This is a genomic window from Terrabacter sp. Root181, from assembly GCF_001428505.1.
Taxonomy (GTDB): Bacteria; Actinomycetota; Actinomycetes; order Actinomycetales; family Dermatophilaceae; genus Terrabacter.
In genome coordinates this window covers 266796-290264 of sequence record NZ_LMHU01000001.1, presented here as the reverse complement: position 1 = coordinate 290264, position 23469 = coordinate 266796, and the positions used below count along the sequence as shown (strand labels likewise).

The 23469-nt window shown below is 73.2% G+C and carries 23 protein-coding genes and 1 riboswitch; of the genes, 14 read left to right on the top strand and 9 right to left on the bottom strand.

The window, feature by feature from the left end; genetic code table 11:
• Both ASD90_RS01340 and ASD90_RS01335 read right to left on the bottom strand, forming a co-directional pair.
• Positions 1-2058, bottom strand: coding sequence for a bifunctional copper resistance protein CopD/cytochrome c oxidase assembly protein (locus tag ASD90_RS01340; protein ID WP_056750570.1), 2058 nt, complete (start codon positions 2056-2058; stop codon positions 1-3).
• A 129-nt stretch (positions 2059-2187) separates the two neighbouring features.
• The gene (locus ASD90_RS01335; RefSeq protein WP_235506457.1) at positions 2188-3312 is read right to left on the bottom strand and encodes a transposase; all 1125 of its coding nucleotides are present in this window, start codon (positions 3310-3312) and stop codon (positions 2188-2190) included.
• A gap of 288 nt (positions 3313-3600) precedes the next feature.
• Between ASD90_RS01335 and ASD90_RS01330 the strand changes: the two genes are divergently transcribed.
• Positions 3601-4398 carry a hypothetical protein gene (locus ASD90_RS01330; protein ID WP_056750564.1) on the top strand — a complete coding sequence of 266 codons (798 nt, stop codon included), beginning with the start codon at positions 3601-3603 and terminating at the stop codon, positions 4396-4398.
• Between the two features lie 160 nt (positions 4399-4558).
• On the opposite strand, the gene ASD90_RS01325 is transcribed toward ASD90_RS01330, so the two are convergent.
• A complete protein-coding gene (locus ASD90_RS01325) occupies positions 4559-5707 on the bottom strand; it encodes a hypothetical protein (RefSeq protein ID WP_056750559.1) in 1149 nt (382 codons plus the stop codon).
• Between the two features lies 1 nt (position 5708).
• Complete coding sequence (locus ASD90_RS01320) at positions 5709-6086, bottom strand: hypothetical protein (protein ID WP_056750558.1); 378 nt, start codon at positions 6084-6086, stop codon at positions 5709-5711.
• A 203-nt stretch (positions 6087-6289) separates the two neighbouring features.
• On the opposite strand from ASD90_RS01320, the gene ASD90_RS01315 reads away from it, so the two are divergent.
• On the top strand, positions 6290-7084 hold the full coding sequence (locus ASD90_RS01315; protein ID WP_056750552.1) for a hypothetical protein: 795 nt from the start codon (positions 6290-6292) through the stop codon (positions 7082-7084).
• Positions 7085-7205: 121 nt separating this feature from the next.
• Entirely contained in the window at positions 7206-8741 is a 1536-nt protein-coding gene (locus ASD90_RS01310) for a S8 family serine peptidase (protein WP_056750548.1), read from the top strand.
• Positions 8742-8824: 83 nt separating this feature from the next.
• On the opposite strand, the gene ASD90_RS01305 is transcribed toward ASD90_RS01310, so the two are convergent.
• A complete protein-coding gene (locus ASD90_RS01305; protein ID WP_056750545.1) occupies positions 8825-10153 on the bottom strand; it encodes an MFS transporter in 1329 nt (442 codons plus the stop codon).
• An 83-nt stretch (positions 10154-10236) separates the two neighbouring features.
• On the opposite strand from ASD90_RS01305, the gene ASD90_RS01300 reads away from it, so the two are divergent.
• From ASD90_RS01300 to ASD90_RS01285, 4 genes are all read left to right on the top strand, one after another.
• Complete coding sequence (locus ASD90_RS01300; protein WP_056750542.1) at positions 10237-11247, top strand: pirin family protein; 1011 nt, start codon at positions 10237-10239, stop codon at positions 11245-11247.
• Between the two features lie 45 nt (positions 11248-11292).
• Positions 11293-12309 carry a zinc-dependent alcohol dehydrogenase family protein gene (locus ASD90_RS01295; protein ID WP_056750538.1) on the top strand — a complete coding sequence of 339 codons (1017 nt, stop codon included), beginning with the start codon at positions 11293-11295 and terminating at the stop codon, positions 12307-12309.
• Positions 12310-12408: 99 nt separating this feature from the next.
• Positions 12409-13137 carry an alpha/beta hydrolase gene (locus tag ASD90_RS01290; RefSeq protein WP_235506343.1) on the top strand — a complete coding sequence of 243 codons (729 nt, stop codon included), beginning with the start codon at positions 12409-12411 and terminating at the stop codon, positions 13135-13137.
• A 195-nt stretch (positions 13138-13332) separates the two neighbouring features.
• On the top strand, positions 13333-13707 hold the full coding sequence (locus ASD90_RS01285; protein WP_056750534.1) for an iron chaperone: 375 nt from the start codon (positions 13333-13335) through the stop codon (positions 13705-13707).
• Between the two features lie 12 nt (positions 13708-13719).
• Here the strand turns inward: ASD90_RS01285 and ASD90_RS01280 are convergent, their stop codons facing one another.
• Complete coding sequence (locus ASD90_RS01280; RefSeq protein ID WP_056750531.1) at positions 13720-14115, bottom strand: VOC family protein; 396 nt, start codon at positions 14113-14115, stop codon at positions 13720-13722.
• Between the two features lie 503 nt (positions 14116-14618).
• Between ASD90_RS01280 and ASD90_RS23730 the strand changes: the two genes are divergently transcribed.
• The 3 genes from ASD90_RS23730 to ASD90_RS01265 all read left to right on the top strand — a co-directional run bounded on the left by ASD90_RS23730 (position 14619) and on the right by ASD90_RS01265 (position 17657).
• On the top strand, positions 14619-15080 hold the full coding sequence (locus tag ASD90_RS23730) for a sortase domain-bontaining protein (protein WP_056750530.1): 462 nt from the start codon (positions 14619-14621) through the stop codon (positions 15078-15080).
• Between the two features lie 184 nt (positions 15081-15264).
• Positions 15265-15452, top strand: a riboswitch (cyclic di-AMP (ydaO/yuaA leader).
• A 4-nt stretch (positions 15453-15456) separates the two neighbouring features.
• On the top strand, positions 15457-16332 hold the full coding sequence (locus ASD90_RS01270; protein ID WP_056750528.1) for a CHAP domain-containing protein: 876 nt from the start codon (positions 15457-15459) through the stop codon (positions 16330-16332).
• Between the two features lie 254 nt (positions 16333-16586).
• Entirely contained in the window at positions 16587-17657 is a 1071-nt protein-coding gene (locus tag ASD90_RS01265; RefSeq protein WP_082588400.1) for an alkene reductase, read from the top strand.
• A 72-nt stretch (positions 17658-17729) separates the two neighbouring features.
• On the opposite strand, the gene ASD90_RS01260 is transcribed toward ASD90_RS01265, so the two are convergent.
• The 3 genes from ASD90_RS01260 to ASD90_RS01250 all read right to left on the bottom strand — a co-directional run bounded on the left by ASD90_RS01260 (position 17730) and on the right by ASD90_RS01250 (position 19848).
• A complete protein-coding gene (locus tag ASD90_RS01260; RefSeq protein ID WP_056750526.1) occupies positions 17730-18314 on the bottom strand; it encodes a GNAT family N-acetyltransferase in 585 nt (194 codons plus the stop codon).
• A gap of 95 nt (positions 18315-18409) precedes the next feature.
• On the bottom strand, positions 18410-19300 hold the full coding sequence (locus ASD90_RS01255; RefSeq protein ID WP_056750523.1) for a potassium channel family protein: 891 nt from the start codon (positions 19298-19300) through the stop codon (positions 18410-18412).
• An 80-nt stretch (positions 19301-19380) separates the two neighbouring features.
• A complete protein-coding gene (locus tag ASD90_RS01250) occupies positions 19381-19848 on the bottom strand; it encodes a hypothetical protein (RefSeq protein WP_200958514.1) in 468 nt (155 codons plus the stop codon).
• Positions 19849-19953: 105 nt separating this feature from the next.
• On the opposite strand from ASD90_RS01250, the gene ASD90_RS01245 reads away from it, so the two are divergent.
• The 4 genes from ASD90_RS01245 (at position 19954) to ASD90_RS01230 (ending at position 23454) form a co-directional block, all read left to right on the top strand.
• Entirely contained in the window at positions 19954-20268 is a 315-nt protein-coding gene (locus ASD90_RS01245) for a hypothetical protein (RefSeq protein ID WP_056750520.1), read from the top strand.
• Between the two features lie 82 nt (positions 20269-20350).
• The gene (gene yidC, locus ASD90_RS01240) at positions 20351-21178 is read left to right on the top strand and encodes a membrane protein insertase YidC (protein ID WP_056750517.1); all 828 of its coding nucleotides are present in this window, start codon (positions 20351-20353) and stop codon (positions 21176-21178) included.
• Between the two features lie 78 nt (positions 21179-21256).
• Positions 21257-21919, top strand: a complete 663-nt coding sequence (locus ASD90_RS01235) for a DinB family protein (RefSeq protein WP_235506342.1) — start codon at positions 21257-21259, stop codon at positions 21917-21919.
• Positions 21916-23454 (top strand): sulfatase, encoded by a 1539-nt coding sequence (locus ASD90_RS01230; RefSeq protein ID WP_056750512.1) that lies wholly within the window; start codon positions 21916-21918, stop codon positions 23452-23454. Before ASD90_RS01235 ends, ASD90_RS01230 begins: the two co-directional genes overlap by 4 nt.
• Positions 23455-23469 lie beyond the last annotated feature (15 nt).

The window sequence follows — 23469 nt, the reverse complement described above, 5'->3', positions numbered from 1 at the left end:
TCAGCGACCTCGGGCGCGCGGCCCCCGCGGCGTCCGGGCGGCCGCGACGACGGCGAGCAGCACGCACACCGGGACGACGACGAAGAGGATGACGGCTCCGGCGCGCACCTGGTCCGCGGCGAGGTCGGGCAGCCAGGGCAGGTCGAGGCCGCCGAGCGGCTCGGCGGCGAGGATGGTGGAGCTGCGGGCCAGCCAGGCCGCCGTGGCGAAGGCACCCACCACGAGAGCGCCGAGACACAGCAGGACGGTGCGCAGGGGGCCACGCGCCGGCGAGTCGGGAGCTGCGGTCATCGCCGTGGCCCAGAGGACTCCGACGGCGAGGGCGGACGCGACCATGACGAGATGACCGGGGTGGGTCGTGAAGGCGAGGTCGAGCAGGCCGCTCGCGTGCAGCACCACGAGCCCGGCGACGAGCAGCACCGTCGCGACGACCGGACGCGTCAGCGCGCCGACGACGCCGGAGCGCGCCAGCCCGACGACGACCTCGCGCGGGCCGAGGGTGCCGTCGTCGCGCGAGGCGAGCGCGCGCTCGGCGAGCCTGACGGGTGACCCGGCGACGAGCGGCAGCGGCACGACGAGGGCGAGCACGAGCAGGAGCGCCGTGTGCCACGCGAAGGAGACGCGACCGTAGGTCCCGAGGGGCCCGCTCGTCGTCCAGACGAGCAGCAGGCACCCGAGCACCCACGAGGTGGTGCGCAGGCGGGACCAGCCGACCACGGCCTGCGCCCGTCGGCGCCCCGCGCGGCTGTCCTCGAGGGGTTCGGCACGACTCCCGTCGCGGTGCGACTCGACCAGGGCCCGCGCGGAGGCCACGCGCGCGGCGACGACCCCGGCGGCATACAACCCGATGGCGACGACGGCCACGGCGAGCCAGAGCCAGTCGGTGCGCCAGGTCGCCCACCATGTCACGGTCGCGGGGTCAGGTGGCGCCGGGAAGCCGGTGACCGCGAGCGCGGGGGTGGGGTCGGGCAGCTCCTCGGGCACGGGCGGCGCACTGCGCGACAGCGCGGCGGCGACGCCGAAGGTCGCCCCCATGACCGCCACCTCGCCGAGGGCGAGCCGCACGAAGGCGCGCTGACCGACCCCTGCGTCGAGGCCGTCGAGCGTCGAGCGCCGGTGCCACCAGCCGGCCGCGCCCAGCGCCACGAAGGCGAGCGACTTCACGACGATGAGCAGGCCGTAGGGCGTGCCGAGGTCGGACCAGGAAGCAAGGCGCGTCGTCGCCGCCAGCACCCCCGAGAGCCCGACGGCGACGAAGGCGGCGAGCGCCAGCGTGGAGTAGCGCCGGGCCGTGACGCCCAACCGCTCGCCGAGCCAGCGATGAAGGACGACGAGCACGACGAGGCCACCGACCCACGTCGTCGCACCCACCAGGTGCAGCCCCATGGCGTTGACCGACGTCTCGTGGTCGTCGGAGGCGCCCGTGTGGCTCGCGAGGCCGAGGACCCCGATCCCGGCGGCGGCAAGGGCTCCGAGCCAGGCGGCTGCGGTGCGGCTGCGCGCGAGGGCGGCCCCGGTCGCGACGACGAAGGCGCAGGCGCCGCTGATGAGCCCGATCCGCGTCGCGTCGATCTGCCACACGAGCGCTTGCAGCTGCTGGACGAGCGCGGGGCTCGACAGCGGCAGGCCTGCGGCGTCCGCGAAGGTGAGCACGGCCCCCGCGAGCGCGGTGACGAGCCAGAGGAAGCCGGCGCCCACGGCGAGACGCAACGGCGCCGTCGGGGCGGTGGCGCGGATCCGCGGCCCCGAGCGGACGGGCGCTGGCACGAGGCAGGCTGCGAACGCGAGGGAGGCGACCGTGACGGCCGCTGCGACGTCGTGGACGACGCGGACGAGGGGCACCGACCACCGCACGAGGGGCCCGGCGTCCTCGACGAAGACGAGGGGGTCCATGGCGCCCGTGGAGCTCGCGGCCACGACGCACGCCACGAGACCGGCGACGACGGCGACCACCGGGGCGACGGCGGGCGGCACGGAGCGCCGCGTGGCCGGCGCCCGTGGCACCGGACGCAGGTCGTCCCCGGCTGCCGAGGCGTCGGGCCGCACGGGGCTGCTCATGTCGGGATGCTCATGTCGGGCTGCTCATGTCGGGCTGCTCATGTCGGCCAGCTCATGTCGGCCTGCTCATGTCGGCCTGCTCATGTCGGCCTGCTCATGTCGGCCTGCTCAGGTCGTGCACGTGGATGCTCATGTCGACGAGTTGACGAAGCCGATGAGGATGGCGCCCCACCACCCGACCTGGGACACGACGGTGGCGGTCATCATGAGGCGCCAGTCGCGGCGGGGCAGGTTGCCGGGCGTGACGTACGCCGGCAGCTGGGCCATGCGGCGACGGAGCGCGGACATGGCTGCGCCGTTCCAGGCGACGGCGAGCACGAGGACGAGCTTGGTGACCGTCAGCGGTGACGTGAGGTTCGGGTGGAGCAGCGCCCCGGACACGATGAGCCCGGCGAGGCCGCCCCAGATGAGAGGACCGGCGCCGGCCGCGAGCCGCGTCGACTCGGTCAGGCCGCGACGTCCGGCGAGCCAGAGCAGCCCGTGCCAGTCGATGACGAGGACGGCCCCGAACGAGACGACGAGCGCGAGGACGTGGAGGGAGAGGACCGCGGGGCGCAGGGCGTAGTCGGCGGGCACCGCCCGCGACAAGACGATGGCGGCGAGCAGGGCGCCCAGGATGATCGGGAAGCGGTAGACCGGCAGCAGCCTCGACAGGGCCGGGAAGATGTCGTCGCCCGGGTGCAGCGGGATCCGGTCGGCCGGGGCGGCGGCGTCGCGCTGCTCACGCGGACCGGGGACGTCGAGCTCGTGGCCCGCGGGAAACGCGCCGGGGCCGGGGAACATCTCGAGGATCGCGTCGAGCATGGCGATGACGTGCGAGTCCTCGTGCCGCGCGGTCCCCGAGGGTGCGGTCACCGAGGCCGCGGTCCCGGCGGCGCCCGAGCTCGGCGACGGGCGCCCGGCGACGATCGGAGCGGCCGGGTCGGGCGGCGGGACGGACGGGACCGGCGCGAAGGGCACGTCGGGCGGGGCCGGCACGTCCGGCGACGCCGCCGGGAGGGGCGTCGTCAGTGCGCCCGGAGAGTCGGACGACGCGGGGGATGCGGGGGACGCGGGGGTCGCACCGTCGTGCGCCTTGACCCATCGCCGGAGCGTGCTGGCGCTGACCCCGAGGTCCGTGGCCACGACGGAGAGCCGCGCGTCGGGCGCTTTGGCCCGTTCGACGGCATTTGCCCGAAATACACTGTCGTAGTGACGTTTCGAACTCTGGACACGCGGACCGGGTGCATCCTGACCCTCGCCGGGGGGAAGCACGGTCACGACCACCACCCCCGCTCCACTCCCCGAGCACCACCGGATGAACCATGACACAACAGGATTCGCTCGGAGGATAGCGCCGAACCCTGTCGCGGCATCACCCCTGGCCACCCCTCGGGCAGCGCCGCCGCTACGGCTGCCGCGGGGTTGATATGCCGTATTCGACCAGATCACAAGGGGTTTCGGTTCGGGTACGCACGGGTAGCGCGTTATCGTGCAAGCGAGGTCGCAAGTGCCGGTGGGGGCCGGGGCATCCGCGCGACCGGCGGCCGAGTAGGGGATGGGATGGGTCAGCAACCGCAGACGCGTCGGGCGATCAAGGAGCAGCAGCGGGGTCGACGGGGGATCCTCCCCGTCCTCATCGGCGTGCTCGCCGTGGTCGTGCTGGGCGCCGCCGTGTGGTTCGGCAAGGGACTGTTCACGTCGGCCGAGCCGACCGGCTCGCCGAGCGCGATACCCGGCGTCGCAGCCCCTCTGACGACGACGCCCGCCCCCAGCACGACCCCGTCGACCACGCCGTCGGAGACCACGGGGGCCACCGAGACGCCGGAGGTCGACCCGATCGTCAAGGCCGTCGCGTCGTGCCGGGCGAAGTGGGCCCTGCAGTCAGCGGCGCGCGCCGACGCCTACCGCTCGCTCTCGCAGTGGGACCGGCACCTCAAGATCATGAACGACCTCCAGGCCGGGAAGCTCACCCTGGCCGAGGCCAAGGCTGCCTGGCCCGCGACGACGGAGAAGGCCGCCGACAACATCGTCGCCTTCCGCGCCGCCGACAGGGCCCTGGCCGCCTCCAAGGACGCCTGCGCGGTCGCCGCCGGGGCGACCGGGGTCGATGCGGACGCGATTCGCCGCTGCGCGGCCTCACTGAAGGCCGTGGGCGGCGTGCTGGCCCAGGCCCGCGTCGCCATCGCCCCGTGGGAGACCCACCTCAAGGACCAGTCCCACTTCAAGGCCGGCGGCATGACCCCGGCTGCGGCGGAGGCTGCGTGGCGGGCGCTGTGGCAGAAGGGTCTGGCGACCCTGCCCGGCTACCAGGCCGTCGCCCCCCAGGGCCAGTCCGCCGCCTGCACCCTCCCCTCCTGACCCCCCACCCACCTGACCCACCACACCCGACCCCGCCCCTCAACCGTCGAGAGGCCACGTTCGGCCCCCTCCCAACCGTCGAAGGGCCACGTTCGGCCCCCTCCCAACCGTCGAAGGGCCACGTTCGGCCCCCTCGCGACCGTCGAGGGGCCACCGACGTTCAGGCGTGGCCGGTCTCCAGCAGCCCGTCGAGCTCCTCGTCGCCGAGCGCGTCGACGCACATCTGCACGATGCCCATGACGTCGGCCTCCGGGGCCGCGGCCACGAGATCGTGGGCGGGACCGTCGAACTGCATGGGCCGAGCCGCGGACCCGAGCAGCAGCGGCAGCGGGTCGGCGAGCGCCGGACGCAGCGTGACGGCCTCCCGGCTCAGGCTGCCGACGTAGATCGGTTCGAGCCCGTGGCCGGCCTCGGTCGGCCGGACGATGACGAGGTGGATGTCGTCGGCGGCGACGGCGACACTGATCGACCGCCGGGCCGTGGCCAGGGCGAACGACGCGAGCCCGCTGAGATAGAGCGCATTGCGCTCGGAGCGCGGGCGGCGACGCAGCATCCGGCGTCCGCTCGACGAGACCCCCGGTCCTCGCTCGGCCACGATGTCGAGTGAGGGGTAGCGGCCCACGATCGTGACGTAGCCCCGTGAGGTCTCTGCGTCCCAGCCGGCGTCGACGCACGTGCAGCCGCACTCGGCCGCGGCGAAGTCGGCATCGAGCTCGGCGATGACGGCGCAGCGATCGTGTCCGGCGAGGTGGTTCCACTGGTCGTCGAGGGCGGCGGCGCGGTGCTGGGAGACGACGACGTGCGCGAGGTCGAGGGCGCGACTGAAACCGTCCGCCTGGGTCTCGGCGATCGCCTTGGCCTTGGCGCGCGCGGCGCGCTTGAAGACCGACACCTGCGGCAGTGCAGCGTGGAAGGCCTTGCGCTCGAGCAGGCTCCGCTCCTTGGCGGAGATGGCGGCCGCCGCCGGCGGCTCGGGGCGTCGGCGGGGTGGATGGTTCTCGAGGTGGAGCGCTCCGAGAGCCTCCTCGATCGACCGCAGGGCGTTCAGGTCACCCGACTCCTGGGCCAGGCGCGCGCGCACCTCGAGCTCTGCCAGCGTCGCGGTCCCGTCGGAGCCTCGGTCGGAGCCTCGGTCGGAGCCACGGTCGGAGCCCCGGTCGGAGCCCCGGTCGCCTCCCGTCGACGCCGACGTGCGCGCTCCGACGCCGGTGCCCACGCGCGTACCGGCGATGTCGTCGAGGAAGGCGCGCAGCCCGGACGTGGCGGAGCCGAGTCGCACCTCGGGTGCGACCCTGAGCGTCAGGTCCACCTCAGAGGTCCAGCCGGCCTGCAGACGTCAGGAGGCCGTCGAGCTCCCACGAGCTGTCCGCCACGGCCCGCGCCGGCTCGACGGCAACGCCGGGAGCGGTCGTGAGGGCGTCGGCCGCGGCCCGGGCGCGCAGCCCGGCGAGCCAGCTCCCACGGTCGGTGCCGTAGGCGCGGTAGGTGGCGGCGGTCGTGCGCCGTGGCGTGCCGAAGCGCGGCGTGCCGGCCTCGCCCGGGGCGCCCAGCGCTCGCCGGTCGACGATCCAGAACGTCCAGCCGCGGGGCGGCGTCGGCCAGCCGGGGTCCGGCATCCAGTCGTCACCGGGAGCCCACGACGACGACGGAACCGGCCATCCCGGAGGAGCGTTGAAGCGCACCGACATGTCTACCCCTTTGACCAGAGCCTCGACGGGGCCGACCCTGACCTCGGCCCCACAGTCGCACGGTACGACCCAAAGGTGGTCAAAGTCTTCGAAATGGACAAATAGGCAACCCCTTGGACACGACCGCTCTCAGGGACCGTTCGGGGACGTCTCGGGGTCGACCCCGATGGGCACCGTCACCGCCGACGGCCACGCTGGGACACATGACGCCGAGCACGCTCTCCCCGGCCCGCCCCACCGGCCCTTCGAGCGCCCACACACCGCCTGCGTATGCCGTCACGCCGCCAAGGGCGCAAGCCAGCCGTTCCGCCTCCGCCGCCACCATCGACCTCCGGGCCGACTCACCGCTCGCCACGTCGGCGACGGCGTCGGCGCCGGCGACGGCGCCGGCGTCCGCGTGGGTGTCCACGCATGCGGCCTCCACGGGAACCCGGACGACGACGGACCGCACGCCGCTGCTGGCGCTGCTCGCACCGCTCCTGCTCTTCACCTACGGCATCGTCGACTGGGTCGACGGCCTCGACAACCTCGACGGCCTCCGGGGTCTGGGCGGTCTCGGCGGGGTCGCCGCCGCGCGCGACCAGGGCGCCCTGTCGGTGGCCGCCGGCGTGCTCCTCGTCCTGTCGGTCGTCGGCTTCGCCTGGCTGACGACGAGTCTCGGCGCCCGGCTGCGCCACCTCCCGCTCGCGGTGCCCACCTCGCTGCTCGCGGCGTTCGGCGCCGGCGCGACCGGCGCGGTCTGGCTCGGTCACGTCACGGGGCTGCTCGGCTACGCGGTCCCGTCGGCGCTCTCGTCCGGCGGCGCGGTCCTGACCGCCGTGGCCCTCGCGGTGGTGCTCGTGGCCCTGGCGGTCGAGGGGCTCCTGCCCGTCGGGTCGCTCGCGCTCGCGTCCCTCGCGGCCGCGATCATGCTGCTCCCGTGGAGCCTGAGCCCGCTCGCCTCGCTCGTGCTCCTCATCGCCCTCGCCCCGCTGACCCACCCCGCCGGGCCGAGCTGAGCCGGCACGGCGGCACCTGGTGCCAATCTCGGCGCGCGCACCCGCGAGTTCGGTCCGAGGATGTGGTGGTGCGCCCGATCCGGGCGCCGGCACCGTCCCTCACACCACGGGAGCTCACCACATGCGCCACCCCAGCCTGACCAGACGCGGCATCGTCGCCGTCGCGTCGCTCGCCCTCGCCTCCACCGCAGCGATCGGTGGCGTCGCCGTCGCCTCGACCGATGCCGAACCGGTCTCGACGCCCGTCACCATCAGCACCCCCGACGACCGGCTCATGAGCTACGTCGTCAACGCCCGCATCGTGGGCCCCGGCCAGACGCGCCTCGTCGAGACCGCGGTCAAGGCGGCGGGCGGCGTCGTCGTCCAGTCGTGGCCGCAGATCGGCGTCGTCATCGCGCACTCGAAGGTCTCGACCTTCCGCGCCGACGTCGTCGCCATGGGCGGCAACGCCGTCGAGTCCGTCGGCGCGACCCGCACCGTCGCCGTCTCCGAGGGCACGCCCGAGGTCGCGGGGGCGTCCTGGGGCCGTGGCGCGTCCGGCTACATGCAGGGCGCGAAGAAGGCCTTCAACGGCGACCTCGAGTCCGACGCGACGCCGGCCGACGCCACCGACCCGCGCGAGACCGAGCAGTGGGACATGCGGATGATCAAGGCCGACCAGGCCCACGCGATCACCGACGGCTCCCGCGACGTCCTCGTCGGCGTCCTCGACAGCGGCATCGACCCCGACCACCCCGACCTCGCCGCCAACATCGACGTCGCCGACTCGGTCAACTGCACCGACGCCGGCCGGCCCGACCTCTCGGCCACCGGCTGGAACCCGACGACGAGCGACCACGGCACCCACGTGGCCGGCACGATCGCCGCGGCGCGCAACGGGGTCGGCATCGTCGGCGTCGCCCCGAACGTGCGGATGGCTGCCGTCAAGGTCGTCAACGACGCCGGGTTCATCTACCCGGAGTACGCCGTGTGCGGGTTCATCTGGGCCGGCCTGAAGCACATGGACGTGACGAACAACAGCTACTACGTCGACCCGTTCGAGTTCTACTGCGAGGACCAGCCCGACCAGTACGCCGCCAAGGAGGCCGTGCGCCGCGCCGTGACCTGGTCGACGGAGCAGGGTGTCGTCCACGCGGCCGCCGCCGGCAACTCGGCGCACGACCTGTCGGACAAGTCGTCCTTCAAGGACACGACGAGCCCCGACGACCAGCCGGCGTCGGGCTTCGTGACGCGCACCCTCAACAGCGGGTGCGAGGACATCCCGACCGAGCTCGACGGCGTCGTGACGGTGAGCTCGATGCAGCGCTTCCCGGCCGGCACGATGGACAGCCGACTCTCATCGTTCAGCAACCGCGGCCTCGGCACGATCGACGTCGCCGCCCCCGGCTCGACGATCCTGTCGACGGTCGTCGCCAACAACGGCTACGGCACCAAGAGCGGCACGTCGATGGCGTCGCCGCACGTCGCCGGCGTGCTCGCGCTGATGAAGTCGGTCCACCCGACGTGGACGCCCGCGCAGATGGTCGAGAAGCTGCGCTCGCAGGCCGACGACAAGGCGTGCGGCACCACGACCGGCGGCCCGGTCTGCGTCGGCCCGGTCGAGGACAACAGCTACTTCGGTGAGGGTGTCGTCGACGCCCTCGACGCCGTCAGCTGACCAACCGCACCACCGCATCGCACTCGAGTGGCCCCGTCGTCCCGCGACGACGGGGCCACTCGACGGTGGAGGGGTCCTCCCCGTTACTCGAGTGGCCCGGTCGTCACACGGTCGGGGTGGAGCGTGCGGACGGTGCGGGCGAGGAGGACGAGCGCGACGAGCTGGCTCACCGCGACGACACCGACCAGGACGGGCAGCGACCGGTCGTAGAGCCAGCCGGACACGAGCCCGCCGACGATCGCGAACGCGCCCTGCACCCCCGCGAAGACGCCGTATGCCGTCGCGCGCCTCGGGGCCTCCACGACCTCCGCGACGAGCGCCTTGACGGTCGAGTCCTGCACGCCGTAGGCCAGGCCCCAGACGGCGACCCCGACGAGGGAGAGCGCCACGGACCCCGACAGGGCGAGCGGGGGCACGAGCGCGACGAGCACCGGCACGGCATACAGCACGGCGCCGCCGTGGCGGTCGTAGACGAGGCCCACGCCGAGGGCGGCGAGCGCCTCGACACCCATGGCGCCGGCATACACGATCGGGACGGTGGCGACGGGGACGAGCCCCTCGACGGTGAGGTGGTAGCCGATGATGCCGAACGTGACGAGGCCACCGGTCATGAGCCCGGCCGCCAGGGCGTAGCCGAAGAACTCGCGCGGCAGGCCCGAGCCGACGGCGTCGGCGAACCAGCCGCGCAGCCCGCGACGCGCCGGCTCACCACCCGGAACCGCTACTGCCACGGGCGTGCTCGACGTGCTCGCCGCCTCCGGGGCGTCGACGTCGTAGACCGACGGGTCGGGCACGTGCGAGCGGATGACGGCGAGGAGCAGCATCGCCGCCGTGCCCGGGATCGCGAGGACCGCCATGCTCGGCCAGATGGCGCCAGTGGCCGCGATGACGCCCGCGACGAGCAGCGGTCCGGCGAAGGCCCCGACCTGGTCGAGCGCCTTGTGCACCCCGAAGCCCCGGCCGCGACCGACCGCCGACGCGACGTGGGCGAGCAGCGCGGACTTCGACGGGCTCCGCACGGCCTTGCCCGACCGCTCGAGGAGGATGAGGACCGAGGCCAGCACGAGCCCGGCACCGCCGACGAACGGCGTCACGGCGAGCAGCGGCACGCAGACGGCGGTGAGGCCGTAGCCGATGATCGTCAGGCCCCAGTAGCGGCCGGTCCGGTCCGCGAGCGGTCCGAAGACGAGGCGCAGCACGAGCGCCATGGCCTCCCCGGCGCCGGTCACGAGGCCGACGACGACCGCGGTCGCGCCGAGCGAGGCGAGGAGCGGGCCGTACATCGAGCGCGCGCCCTCGTAGACCATGTCGGCGGCGAGGCTGACGAAGCCGAACCACCAGACGACCCGCCACGCCGACCAGCGTCCCGGGCCGACGCCGGTGGTGGGGGCGCTGGCGGCCGAGTCGGTCATGCCGGGCAACCTAGCAACCGGACCTGCAACCAGAAGCACACCAGACCTGCAACCAGACCCGTCGCCGGGCCTAGCCTGAGGGGGTGAGCAACCCCGACCGCCACCCCACCGAGCTCGTCTGCGGCGACGACGAGGTCCCGTCGTCGGGGCCACCCACAGCGGTCGTCCTGCCCTACCGCGAGGTGCCCCTCGGCGGCCCGCGCGCGATGCCGGTCCGACGCAGCCTCCCGCAGCGCGAGCGCTCGCTCCTCGGCGCGTGGTGCTTCGTCGACCACTACGGGCCCGACGACGTGTCGCAGACCGGCGGCATGGTCGTGCCCGGCCACCCGCACACCGGCCTGCAGACCGTGTCGTGGCTCTTCTCCGGCGAGGTCGAGCACCGCGACACGACCGGCGCGCACGCCTTCGTGCGGCCCGGCGAGCTCAACATCATGACCGCGGGCTCGGGCATCGCCCACTCGGAGTACTCCACCCCCGATACGACCGTGCTCCACGGCGCCCAGCTGTGGGTCGCGCTCCCCGAGGCCGACCGCAACGCGCAGCCGGGCTTCGAGCACTACGCCCCGCCCGTGACGGAGGTCGACGGCGCACGGGTCCTCGTCTTCCTCGGCACCCTGTTCGGTCAGACCTCGCCCGTGACGATGTTCTCCGACCTCGTCGGCGCCGAGGTGACCCTCGAGGCCGGCGCCTCGCTCACCATCGAGGTCGATCCGACCCACGAGCACGGGCTGCTCTGCGACACAGGCCTGCTCACGGTCGGCGACGTCACGGCGAAGCCCGGCGAGCTCGCCTTCCACGCCACCGGCACCGAGCGCATCGCCGTCGAGGCAGGTCCCGACGGGCCGGCACGCTTCCTCGTGCTCGGCGGCGCGCCCTTCGGCGAGCAGATCGTCATGTGGTGGAACTTCATCGGCCGCAGCCACGACGAGGTCGTCGGCTTCCGCGAGGACTGGCAGCGCGAGCGCAGTCCCCGCGAGGAGGGGTCGTATGCCGCCGCGCAGCCCGGCGCGCGCTACGGCACCTTCCCCGAGGCCTGGGAGCACACCCTCCCGGCGCCTGGCCTGCCCAACCTCAGGCTCCGCTCGCGCGGCTGACCGGCGGGTTTGGGGTCGCGCCCCGGTCGGGAGAAGGATGGGCGCATGCGCGCGACGACGATCCATGCCCCCGGTGACATCCGCCTGACCGAGGTCCCCGACCCGACGATCGAGGCCCCGACCGATGCCATCGTGCGCGTCGTGGCCGGCTGCATCTGCGGCTCGGACCTCTGGCCCTACCGCGGGGCCAACCCGATCACGGCCGGCTCGACGATCGGCCACGAGGCGGTCGGCGTCGTCGAGGAGGTCGGCGGCGACGTGCGCACCATCCGCACGGGCGACTTCGTCGTCATCCCCTTCGTCCACTGCGACAACACGTGTGCGCACTGCCGCGCCGGCATGACCTCGGTCTGCGACCACCAGGGCTGGACCGAGAGTGGCCAGGCCGAGCTCGTCCGCGTCAACCAGGCCGACGGCAGCCTCGTGACGACCGACGGGATGCCCGACGACGCCATGCTGCCCTCGCTGCTCACCCTCGCCGACGTCATGGCCACCGGCTGGCACGCCGCCGTCAGCTCGCGCGTGCAGCCCGGTGGCACCGCCGTCGTCATCGGTGACGGGGCCGTCGGCCTCTGCGGCGTCATCGCCGCCAAGGAGCTCGGCGCCGAGCGGATCGTCGCGATGTCGCGCCACGAGCCGCGCCAGGCCCTGGCCCGCGAGTTCGGCGCCACCCACGTCATCGCCGAGCGTGACGACGCCGGCGTCGAGGCGGTCATGGAGCTGACCGACGGCATCGGCGCCGACTCGGTGCTCGAGTGCGTCGGCACCGACCAGTCGATGAAGACCGCCTTCCGCATCGGCCGGCCCGGCTCGACCGTCGGCTTCGTCGGCGCCCCGCACGGCGTCGAGCTGCCCGTCCGGCAGATGTTCGTCCGCAACGTCGGGCTCGCCGGCGGCATGGCGCCCGTGCGCACCTACCTGCCCGACCTGCTGGGTCGCGTCCTCGACGGCCGCATCGACCCGGGCAAGGTCTTCGACCTGACGCTCCCGCTCGACGAGGTCGCCGAGGGCTACCGCGCCATGGACGAGCGCCGCGCCGTCAAGGTGCTCCTGCGCCCCTGAGCGGCCCTGAGCAACCCTGGACAGCCGCCTGAGGGCGACACCGATCGGGTATGCCGTGTGGGCACCAAGCCGGTGACGCGCGCGCTCCGAAGCACCGGGGTGACCCGCGAACCCGAGCACACGGCATACCCAGCGGCGGCAGAGGAGCGAGACGTGACGCACGCCCGGCTCATCGACACGGCGGCCCCGAGCGCGCCCCGCGGCGTCGTCCTCGTGCTCCACGGGGGCGGAGCCCGACGCAGGCCGATGCGCGTCAGCCCCACCCAGCTGTCGGTGCTGCGGATGGTGCCGATCGCGAGCCGGATCGCGCGCGCCGCCAAGGGCGAGCTCGCCGTGCTGCGCCTGCTCAACTCGACGCGTGGCTGGGACGCCCACCAGACGCCGGTCGACGACGTGCGCTGGGCCCTGGGCGAGGTCGCCGCCCGCTTCGGCCCCGACCTGCCCGTGTGCCTCGTCGGGCACTCTCTCGGGGGACGCGCGGCCCTGCTCGCCGCCGGGGAGGACCCCGTCGTCAGCGCCGTCGCGCTCAACCCGTGGCTCTACCCGGACGAGGGACGGCTCGACCTCACCGGCCGGCGGGTGCTCGTCGTCCACGGCGACGACGACCGCGTCGCCCGGCCGACCAGCTCGGCCGCGGTGGCCCGCGACCTGGCCCGCACCGCGGAGGTCGGCTACGTCACCGTCGAGGGCGGCAAGCACGCGATGCTGCGACGGCACGACGTCTTCGACGGGCTCGCTGCCGACTTCGCCGCCGCGACCCTCCTCGGTCGGCGGCCCGCAGGCGTGGTCGGTCGGGTCCTCGCCGGTGAGGCCTGGGTCGACGTCTGAACGGCCGGACACGAACACGGATGGCGGGGGCGCTCCCCGCACGTCTTGCGGGCCACCGCTCCGCTGAATGCACGTTTTGTAGGTTTATGACCAGTTGATTCCTAATTGTGTGCTTACTTTGCAGTCGTCCGTTTCGTTGAATACAGTCAGGACACCCCTCCAACGACCGGTCCGGAACTGAAGTGAGGACCACGATTGGCCCCGAGATTTGCGTCAGTCGATGACTACATCGCCTCCTACCCCGAGGAGACGCGAACTCAGCTTGCGGGAGTCCGCCGCGCGATCCGCGAGGTAGCCCCTCACGCGGGCGAGAAGATCAGCTACGGCATGGCGACGTTCACCGTCGACGGCAAGCCGCTCATCTACTACGCCGGCTGGAAGAACCACGTCGGCCTCTACCCGGTCCCGACGGGCGACGCGCGGTTCGAGGAGGCGATCAGCCCCTATCGCCGCGCCAAGGACACCGTGCGCTTCCCGATCATCCGGCCGGTCCCGCTCGAGCTCGTCTCCGAGATCACCGAGCTCTGCCTCAGGCGCCGCGCCGCCGTCTCCGAGGGCCACGACGCCTGAGGACCGGACGGGTCAGCCGGGGCCGGGCGCCTCGATGACGGACAGCACGTTGCCTGCCGGGTCGGTGAACCACGCAATGAGCGGTCCGCCCTTGCGGAAGATGCCCTTCGCGTCGGTCTCCATCGGCGTGCCCTCGTACTTCTCGAAGACGACGCCCCCCGCGGTCAGCTCGTCGACCGCTGCTTCGATGTCGTCGACCGGGAAGTTGAGGATCGTGAACGACGCCGGCTCGTGGTTGGGCTTGGGGTAGACGAGCGTCGGGCGGTCGCCGCCCTCGCCGGCGAGGTGGAGCGTCAGCATGCCGTTCTCCTCGGTGACGCGCAGGCCGAGGGTCTCGGCGTAGAACGCCCGGGCCGCGGGGATGTCGTCGACGGAGAAGCCGCTGAAGGCGTGGGAGCTGGTCAGCACGGTCGGTCCTGCCTTTCTTCTTGCTTCGGCACTTCTTCTGCTTGCTTCCGGATCTGCATCTTGCGTCCGGTTCTGCGGCGGGCGCGGTGCGCGCCCGCTCCACCCAGTCAAGACCCGTCGGCCGTGCACCGGGGGCCCCGACCGGCGAAATTTCGCTGGAACCCCAATCCAACCGGCACCGGGCCGCGAACCACGCGCGGAGACGGTCGACGACGACCCCCTGTCTGAAGCAGAGAAGGATGGACGGTTTGTCTCCCCGGACTCTCCTCGGCCGGACCCACGGCCACGGCGAGCCCGTCCACCAAGGGCTCGTCCAACCCGAGCCCGTCGGCGTCCCCCGGTCAGGGTGGGACGCCGGCAGGCGGAGGTGGGGCCGCCGTTGCGGGCGCCGGCATCGGCGACTTCCTCGAGGCGTCCGAACCGACCTCGATCGAGATCCCGTCGATCGGGGTGCGGTCGTCGCACTTCGTGCCGCTGCGCGTCCAGCGGGACGGACCATCTCGGTGCCGGGCACGGCCCAGGAGGTCGGGATCTACGACGCCGGCCCCACGCCGGGACAGCTCGGCCCGTCGGTCCTCGCGGCGCACGTCGACACGCCCTCGGGGGTGCCGGGCATCTTCCACGAGCTCGGCAGGGTCAAGGCCGGCGACGTCGTCACGGTGTCGCGCCGCGACGCCTCGCACCTGACCTTCACTGTCGACCGGGTCGCGGCCTACACGAAGACGCAGTTCCCGACCGACCTCGTCTACAAGGGCGACGTCACCAGGGCCGAGATCCGGCTCGTCACCTGTGGCGGGCCCGGCCCGACAGCCGCAACGAGTACCGCGACAACGTCGTGGTCTTCGGCCACCTGTCGAGCGCCGGCTGACGCGCCGGCTGACGCGCCGGGGCTACCGAGGGTCCCGCCGGTCGGGACCCCGCGGCGTACCCATGGGGGGCTTGTCCGATACGTCCCCAAGGTGTGATCCACGTCTCACCCGGCGGAAGGTAAAGCGTTGGTATAGACGTACACAACGGACTTTCAAGGGCGTACCCCGCGCGTCGCCGTTACCGTGGCGTGACATTTGCCAGTTGCCTCGTCTAGTCTTCCGGGAGTCCGGCCACCTGGTCGGGCTCTCGTGAGGTGGACCGCCTAGTCCTGTCACCGCCTGACGAGAGAGATCAAACCTTGTGACAGGAGCGGAGGAACCACACGTTTCTCCGGGCGTCCGGCGCAACGACTTCGGACGTCCTTGGGGTGAAGACTCACCCGCCACGCGACCGGTTCGCGAGGCAGGTGGCCCGGGCACCTTTCCGCCCGAACCCGACAGCTAACTTCGTAGGCGCGGAGAGGTAAGACGCGTGAACACTGAGATCATCCGCGGTCGCCACCGTGCGCCAGGCCGCCACAACCCCCTCAACGAGCTCAAGCTCCTCGCCCGCGAGTCGGCACAGCCGGCCATGAAGGCGGGTGCCGTCGTCGCCGCCACCGGTGGACTGGTCGCCACCTTCGCCAACCCGGCGAGCGCCGACACCCTGTCGCCCAGCTCGGGCGACGTCGCGGCTGCTGCCGGCGTGGACGCTGCGGCTCCGGCCGCTGTCGGCCCCGCCACGGCCGCCGCTCCCGCCGCCTCGACCGCACTGTCGAAGATCGGCTACGCCCCCGCCGCGCAGCAGGCCGTCGCCAAGCGCGTCGCCAAGCCCAAGCCGCAGGTCATCGAGGACGTCAAGGTCAAGACCGAGCGCGCTGCCGCAAAGGCCGCCGCCGAGCGCAAGGCCGCTGCCCAGCGCGCCTCGCGTGACCTGACCCGCAAGACGCTGACGACGAGCACCTCCTCGTCGAAGTCGAGCAGCAACGGCTCCGTCCCGAGCGCCTCGTCCGGCATGCGCGCCTCGTCCAACTGGGCCACCGACGGCCAGTGCACGTGGGGCGCCCTCAACAAGTGGTACCAGTCCGAGGGCTACTACCCCGGCGGCTGGACCGGCAACGCGATGGTCTGGGACACCGGTGCCGCCAACGCCGGCTACACCGTGAGCGGCACGCCGCGCACCCGCTCGATCCTCGTCATGGAGCCCGGCGTCCACGGCTCCTCGAGCGTCGGCCACGTCGCGTGGGTGACCGCGGTCAACGGCAACGAGGTGACGATCGTCGAGATGAACGCCCTCGCCGGTGCGTACAACTACAACACCCGCACGCTGACCGACGGCCCCGGCATGAGGTACATCTACGCGCCGTGACCCATCAGGTCGCGACCGTGGAGCTCTCCGCGAGCTGAGCGCGTACGAAGGGGAGGATGCCTGCGCATCCTCCCCTTCGGCATACCCGCACGTTCCCCTCGGGCCGCGTGTGATCCCCCACACGCGCAACCCTGGACACCGGGGAATGATCCACCGGCCCCGCTCCTTGTCGACTGGGTAGTTGAAGGCTCCACCGGTCGCCGGCGGAGCCGCCGACCGCCACCACAGTCCCCGAGAACGTGAGGAGCAGGCCTGTGTCCACGGCCTTCGAGAGCATCCGCATCGGCCGCTGGGACCTTCCCCAGCGCTTCGTCATGGCACCCCTGACGCGCAACCGCGCCGGCGAGGGCCAGGCGCCGACCGAGCTCAACGCCGAGTACTACGGCCAGCGCGCGAGCGCCGGTCTCATCATCACCGAGGGCACCCAGCCGAGCGCCGTCGGGCAGGGCTACCTCGACACCCCCGGCATCCACTCCGACGAGCAGGTCGCCGGCTGGCGCCTCGTCGCCGACGCCGTGCACGCGGGCGGTGGCCACGTCGTCGTCCAGCTCATGCACGCCGGCCGCGTCGCCCACCCCGACAACAAGGGCGGGCTGGAGAGCGTGGCGCCGAGCGCCATCGCGGCCCCCGGCGAGGTCGTGACCCCCAGGGGTCAGCAGGCGTATGCCGTCCCGCGGGCCCTCGAGACCGATGAGATCCCCGCGCTCGTGGCGGAGTTCGTCCACGCTGCGCGCCAGGCCGTCGCGGCCGGGCTCGACGGCGTCGAGGTGCACGCCGCGAACGGCTACCTGCCGCACCAGTTCCTCGCGCCGTCGAGCAACGAGCGCACCGACGGCTACGGCGGAGCGCCCGAGAACCGCGCCCGGCTCGTCGTGGAGATCACGAAGGCGGTGGCCGAGGCGATCGGCGCCGACCGTGTCGGCATCCGCATCTCGCCGTCGCACAACATCCAGGGCGTGCTCGAGCAGGACGAGGCCGAGACGGCCGCGACCTACGAGTCGCTCGTCGAGGGCATCGCGCCGCTCGGGCTCGCCTACCTCAGCATCCTCGGCGACCCGGAGTCCGACATCGTCCGCGACCTGCGCAAGCGCTTCGGCGGTCCGGTCATCCTCAACACGGGCTTCGGCAAGGTGACCGAGCTGGCCGACGTCGAGGACATCCTCGAGCGCGACCTCGGCGACCTCGTGGCCGTGGGGCGCGAGTTCCTCGCCAACCCGGACCTCGTCCGTCGCTGGCGCGAGGGCGCGCCGCTCAACGAGCCGAACCCGCAGACCTTCTACGGCGGCGGCGCCGAGGGCTACACGGACTACCCCGCCCTCCCCTGACGTCCCGCCACCTCCCCGTAAACCCCGTCGAGTGCGCTCACTCGACGGGGTTCACGGGCATCAGGTCCGGTGTCAGGTCGGCTCGGGTGGGTCCTGGCCCGCGAACGCTGACGGGAGCGGGTCGCCGAGGGGGCGCTGGACCCAAGCGACGTCGTGCGAGGCGCCGAACTTCCAGCCGATGTCGCGGTAGGTGCCGACCGGCTCGAAGCCCATCGACGCGTGCAGCCGTCCGCTCCCCTCGTTGGGCTGTGTCATCCCGGCGGCGGCCATCCGGTAGCCGCGGGCGGTGAGCCGCTCGAGCAGCGCCTCGTAGAGCCGGCGGCCACCACCGCGGCCGCGCCGGCCCTCGGCGAGGTAGACCGACACCTCGCACGACCACCGGTACGCGGCGCGCTCCTTGAACGGGCCGCCATACGCGTAGCCGGCGACCTCGCCCGCGTCGTCCAGCACGAGGAACGCGTGACGCGCCTGGGCCTTGGCGATGCGCCGGACCATCTCGGCGACGTCGGGCGGCTCGGTCTCGAAGGTGACCGTCGTCCCGGTGACGTAGGGCGCGTAGATGCCGGCGCACGCTGCGGCGTCGTCGGCCGTCGCGTCCCGCACCCGAAGCGGTTCCAGCGGGTCGGAGGGTTCGAGCGGTTCGCGCGGGTCGGCCATGCCGCGATGCTAGGCCGCCCGTGTGTCGGCGGCGTGAACCGCGTCCGGCACGGTCGGTCGGGGAGAGCATCGACCTCGGCACCACGAGCTGACGCTCAGGCCCGGTCGGGCCCCCCGTCCTCCTCGTCCTCGTCGGGGTCGGGGTCTGGCGGCGCCTGGTTCGACCGGGACGCGTCCAGCGCCTCGAACAGCGTCCGCGGCACGGGTCCCGACCGGGGCTCCACCGGGGCACCCGCCGAGCCGCGTGGCATACCCGCCGCGAAGCGGGACACGATGAGGGCGACGAAGGTGACGAGGTAGACCTGCCCGATGACGGCCTCGCTCGCAGCCGCCATCCGGCCGAGGTCGCCCACGGCCGCGACGTCCCCGAAGCCGACCGTCGAGATGGTGACGAGGCTGAAGTACATGTACGTCGTCGTCGACACGTCCTCGCCGAAGAAGGGGGTGACGGTGTAGGCGTCGATGGTCTGGAAGAGGAAGGCGTAGGCCACCGCGAGCTGCAGGTAGGCCGCGACCGAGCCCATGATCGTCTGGATCGTGACGACGGTGTGCTGCAGCACCCGGCGGGCGATGAGGACCGGCGTCAGGGCGGCCGCGAGCAGCCACGCCGTCTCGGGTGGCACGGTGGACGACCCGTCGGCGCGATGCCACGACAGGGTCGCGACGCTGATGATGACGACGACGCCCACGAAGACGTAGACCGCGTGGCGCCAGCGCCGCCGGGCTCCCGAGGCGCGGACCGCGGCGATGAGGGCGAGCCCGCTGATGGCGTGCGCGAAGAGCTGGGCGAGGAGCGAGCCGCGCACGTCGACGAGGCCCTGGACCGCGATCGTGATGAGCACGAGGATGAGGACGAGCCCGAAGCGGTCGAGGAGCGGGGCGCGGATCAGTCGGTCCCGCCGGCCCTGGCGACTCTCGCGGCTCGGCCGGGCAGGGGTCGTCGGCGCGTCCGCGTCGCCCTCGTGCCCGCTGCTGGGCTCGGCCATGCCGCCCTCCTCGAGGGTCGCGGGGATCTGCTCCCCGAGACCGAGGATAGGGCGAGGAGGCCGCCAGCGCCCGGAGGTCGTCAGAGACCGCGCCGACCGAGGTCGTACGCGTGGGCGAGCACCCGCCCGGCGGTCTCCTCGGGTGTGAGCGCGGACGTGTCGAACCACCAGCCGAGCTCGCCGAAGGTGGCGCGCATCGTCGCCACGAGCGCCTCGTGGCCGTCGAAGAGGAACCGCTCCTCCGGGACACGCAGCTCGTTGCGGCGGCGGCACACGTCACCACCCGGGTCGAGCACGACGAGCGCCAGGTGACGCTCGCCGAGGCCCTCGACGTAGAGGTCGAGCTGGGCACGGTCGGGCACGACCCAGTCGATGACGGGCGTGAAGCCGGCGTCGGCGAAGGCCGCCGCCAGCCCGACGATGTTGTCGTTGCAGAGTCTGGTCTGGCGGTCGGCTTCTTCGGCCGGCTCACCGAGGGCCCAGACAACGTACGGAGCCCCGCACGGGAGGGCAAGGGGATAGCCGCGCCACCCGGCATACGCCCGCATGGGTCGTGTGCCGCCGCGAGCGTGGTCGAGCGAGCGCGTGACGTACGCTCGTGGTGGGTCGACGACCCGCTCCCGGCAGCCAGACCCTCACGGAAGGAGACGAGCATGAGCGCCCTGCGCCACCGCCTGTCCTCCGACGTGGGCGCCCTTCCCGCCGTCGCCGCGAGCCTCGCCGCGACGGTGGTCGTCCTCCTCGGCACCGTCACGGGCGCGGGCGCCGGACAGGCGCTCGTCACCGCCGCGACCGTCGGCGTCCTCGCTGTCGTGCTCGCCACGACCGCGGTGCGCATGGTGCGGCCGCTGCCGGTGCGCGTCCACGCGTCGGGGGTCCCCGGCGCGGTGCCCGCCTCGACGGCGTACTGGTGCGCCCTCGACGCGCCGCGCTGCCCCCAGCGACCCCGGGCTCCGGGTCGGCACTGACCCCGTTCGTCGCACCTGCGACGTCCGGGCCTCTGCCCACCCATCCCCGGCCCCACGCGGGCCCGAGCCGAGGAGCTCACCCATGCCTGACCTGCTGTCCCCCATCACCCATGCCGTCGCCGCGGTGCTCGCGGCCACCCACGACGTCGCCGGCTCGCTCGGCCTGAGCCCCGGGTCGGCGGGCGCCTGGCTGCTCGCCGTCCTGCTGCTCGTCGTCGCCGTCCGCACGGTGCTGCTGCCCGTGACGATCCACGGGGTGCGCTCGTCGCACGCCCGCGCCCACGCCGCACCCCAGCTGCGCGAGCTCCGCCAGAGGTATGCCGGCAGCCGCGACCTCGAGCAGCTGACTGCGATGCGCGCCGAACAGAAGGCGATCCACGCCGAGCACGGCGTCTCAGGCTGGAGCCTCGCGCCCGCGCTGCTCCAGCTGCCGCTCTTCTACGCGCTCTACCGCGTCGTCTCGGACCTCACGGCCGGGCACTCGGTCGGGGCGCTCGACGCCGGGCTCGTCGCGTCGGCGTCGGCCGCCTCGCTCGCTGGTCTGCACCTGACGAGCCACCTCGGCACGACGCTCGGGTCGAACCCGGTGGCCGGGCTCGTCCTCGTCGCCGTCGCCGTGGGTGCGGCGGCGCTGAGCCTGCTGACCCAGCGCTGGTTCGTGCTGCCGATGACCGACCCCACCGACCTCCCCGAGGGGATGGCGACGGTCCAGCGGCTCCTGCCGTGGCTCGGCGCGGTCGGAGTGCTGGCCGCGGCGGTCGTCGTGCCGGCGGGCCTCGTCGCCTACTGGTTCTTCAACAACGCGTGGACGTTCGTGCAGCAGGGAGTCATCTGGCGGTTCGCACCGACGCCGGGCTCACCGGCGGCGAGGCGACGTGACCTGGCGGGGCTGGAAGGGGCTGCGTCCTGACGACCGGGCGACACGGCATACGCCGGCGGTGGTCCTCATCCCTCGCCGCCGTCGGGGGCGGCGTCTAGCGTGGTCGGCGTGAGCGCGACGCCGAGCGGGACCAGTGCTGTGAGCGGGACGAGTGAGTCGACGCGGGTGAGCGGACCCCACCTCGTCGACGACCTCCTGCGCTACCTGCAGGAGGGGCGCGACGGGCTGCTGCGCGCGCTCGACGGGCTCGACGACTACGACGTGCGCCGGCCGATCACCCCGAGCGGCACCAACCTGCTCGGGCTCGTCAAGCACGTGGCCGGCGTCCAGCTCGCCTACCTCGCCGACTCCGTCGGGCGACCGTCGCGCGAGCGGCTGCCCTGGGTCGAGGACGGCTCGATCTGGGACTCGGCCGACATGTGGGCCACGGCCGAGGAGTCCCGCGCCGACCTCGTCGGGCTCTACGAGCGGGCGGCGACGCACTGCGACGCCGTCGTGCGCGAGCTCGGGCTCGACGCCCCGGCGAGGGTCGCGTGGTGGCCCGAGGAGCGTCGCGAGACGACCCTCGGGTCGCTGCTCGTCCGGTGCGTCGCCGAGGTGTCGCAGCATGCCGGGCACGCCGACATCCTGCGCGAGTCGATCGACGGGCGCGGCGGGCGGGACCACGACCACATGGGCGACGACGCCTGGTGGAGCGACTACGTCGCCCGCATCCAGGCCGCCGCCGACGCGCACCGCACGGTGCCGGCCGGCGGCGGGGGCGGCTCGTGAGCGAGCGCCGCCCCAACATCGTCTTCGTGCTGAGCGACGACCACGCGGCCCACGCCATCGGCACCTACGGCTCGGTCGTCAACCGCACGCCGCACATCGACGCCCTCGCGGCGGCGGGCGTCCGCCTCGACAACCTCTTCGCGACGAACTCGCTGTGCGCGCCGAGCCGGGCCTCGATCCTCACCGGCACCTACAGCCACGTCAACGGCGTGACGACGCTCGACACGTTCGTCGACGCGTCGCAGCCGACCTTCGTCACGGCGCTCCGCGAGGCGGGCTACCGCACGGCGTTCGTCGGCAAGTGGCACATGGGGCAGGGCTCGAGCGACGGTGTCGACCACGACCCGCAGGGCTTCGACCGGTGGGACGCGCTCATCGACCAGGGCGAGTACCACGACCCGCGCTTCCTCTCCCCCGACGGGCTGCGCGTCGAGCCGGGCTACGCGACCGACCTCATCACCGACCTCGCCATCGACTGGGTCGAGTCCCTCGACGAGGGCGACGACGGCGGGGGCGGGGGCGACCACGACGGCGACGGGGAGAGGGCGCCGTGGTGCGTGCTCGTGTGGCACAAGGCGCCGCACCGGCCGTGGGAGCCCGACGCCGCGCACGCGGGGATGTATGCCGAGGGCGGGCCCGCCGGGGGCACGCCGATCCCGGTGCCGGCGACGTTCACCGACGACCTCGCGGGTCGGTCCGACACGGCACGCCGCGCGGCCATGCGGATCGCCGACCACCTGACCGAGGAGGACCTCAAGCAGCCGGTGCCGCCCGGGCTGTCGGCCGACGAGGAGGCGCTGTGGAAGTACCAGCGCTACATGGAGGACTACCTCGCGTGCGTCGCGTCCGTCGACGACAACGTCGGCCGGCTGACGTCGTGGCTCGCCGACCGGCGCGAGCTCGACGACACCGTCGTCATCTACTCCTCCGACCAGGGCTTCTTCCTCGGCGACCACGGCTGGTTCGACAAGCGCTTCATGTACGAGGAGTCGATCCGGATGCCGTTCGTCCTGTCCTACCCGCGCGCCGTCGCGACGGGGCAGGGGCTCGACCGGATCGTCACGAACGTCGACATCGCGGCGACCCTGCTCGACGCGGCCGGCGTCGAGGTCCCCGAGCGGATGCAGGGGCGGTCGTTCTGGGGCGACCTCACGGATCCGGCTGGGGCGCAGCGCGATCGGGAGAGGGAGCGCGAGGGCTTCTACTACCGCTACTGGATGCACGACGACCGCAGCCACCACGTCGGGGCGCACTACGGCTACCGCACCCACCGCTACACGCTGATCTTCTTCTACAACGACGGACTCGGTCTGCCCGGCTGCTCGGACCGCCGGTTCGCGCAGGAGTGGGAGCTCTACGATCTCGAGGCCGACCCCGAGGAGCTCGTCAACGTCGCCGACGACCCGGCCTACGCGCAGGTGCGCGACGAGCTCGAGGCGCGGATGTGGGTGGCCCAGCAGGAGGTCGGCGACGAGCCCCACCCCGACCAGCCCGTCCCCCGCCTGGTCGCGGAGGGCCGCGCCCTCTCTCCCTGAGCCCGACCCGGCCCC

Bases quoted from the DNA above. Each gene is read 5' to 3' on its own strand.
- ASD90_RS01245 (WP_056750520.1), top strand. From the start codon at position 19,954: ATGAGCGCCCTGCGCCACCGCCTGTCCTCCGACGTGGGCGCCCTTCCC.
- ASD90_RS01250 (WP_200958514.1), bottom strand. From the start codon at position 19,848: ATGCGGGCGTATGCCGGGTGGCGCGGCTATCCCCTTGCCCTCCCGTGC.
- ASD90_RS01340 (WP_056750570.1), bottom strand. From the start codon at position 2,058: ATGAGCAGCCCCGTGCGGCCCGACGCCTCGGCAGCCGGGGACGACCTG.
- ASD90_RS01320 (WP_056750558.1), bottom strand. From the start codon at position 6,086: ATGTCGGTGCGCTTCAACGCTCCTCCGGGATGGCCGGTTCCGTCGTCG.
- ASD90_RS01305 (WP_056750545.1), bottom strand. From the start codon at position 10,153: ATGACCGACTCGGCCGCCAGCGCCCCCACCACCGGCGTCGGCCCGGGA.
- ASD90_RS01330 (WP_056750564.1), top strand. From the start codon at position 3,601: ATGGGTCAGCAACCGCAGACGCGTCGGGCGATCAAGGAGCAGCAGCGG.
- ASD90_RS01260 (WP_056750526.1), bottom strand. From the start codon at position 18,314: ATGGCCGACCCGCGCGAACCGCTCGAACCCTCCGACCCGCTGGAACCG.
- yidC (WP_056750517.1), top strand. From the start codon at position 20,351: ATGCCTGACCTGCTGTCCCCCATCACCCATGCCGTCGCCGCGGTGCTC.
- ASD90_RS01255 (WP_056750523.1), bottom strand. From the start codon at position 19,300: ATGGCCGAGCCCAGCAGCGGGCACGAGGGCGACGCGGACGCGCCGACG.
- ASD90_RS01310 (WP_056750548.1), top strand. From the start codon at position 7,206: ATGCGCCACCCCAGCCTGACCAGACGCGGCATCGTCGCCGTCGCGTCG.
- ASD90_RS01295 (WP_056750538.1), top strand. From the start codon at position 11,293: ATGCGCGCGACGACGATCCATGCCCCCGGTGACATCCGCCTGACCGAG.
- ASD90_RS01315 (WP_056750552.1), top strand. From the start codon at position 6,290: ATGACGCCGAGCACGCTCTCCCCGGCCCGCCCCACCGGCCCTTCGAGC.